Genomic DNA, 481 nt, shown 5'->3' on the forward strand with positions numbered 1-481 from the left:
CAAGCCGGATACTCCGTGGCCTACTACCGGCTAGACCAACTCGTAGACATGTTGGCGGTCTTCTCACCGACTGATCAAAACTACCTCGATAAGATGCGGAAACTGATCAATGTCGATGTCCTTATCATCGACGATTTTATGACCATGAGCATCAACCAGCGCGGGCAAGAAGACCTGAGCAAGATCATATTCGACCGCGACGGTCGGCTCCCAACGCTGATCTCCTCCCAATCGGCCGCCGCCTATTGGGTCGAAGCCCTCCCCGACAGAGTCGGAGCCGATTCACTCGTTAGCCGCCTCAACAACGGCCACCGAATCCGCATCGGAGACTTCGACATGCGCAAGGCCACCACCCCAATAGAACCGGACGAATAAAACAAACAACCGGGCCGACTCCGTCGGCCCGGCCCCGGTACCAACTACCCGGAACACGGCAGTACCGGGTCTCCGGAACACCGGTACCAAAAACCCGCATCTGACA

The 481-nt window shown here is 57.2% G+C and carries 1 protein-coding gene; it reads left to right on the forward strand.

Annotation, left to right across the window (positions count from 1 at the left end):
- Positions 1 to 375 (forward strand): ATP-binding protein (locus tag QP994_RS11110; RefSeq protein WP_284866841.1); only part of this gene is annotated, 375 nt, incomplete at its 5' end.
- Positions 376 to 481 lie beyond the last annotated feature (106 nt).

This window comes from Corynebacterium sp. MSK044, from assembly GCF_030232825.1.
Lineage (GTDB): Bacteria > Actinomycetota > Actinomycetes > Mycobacteriales > Mycobacteriaceae > Corynebacterium.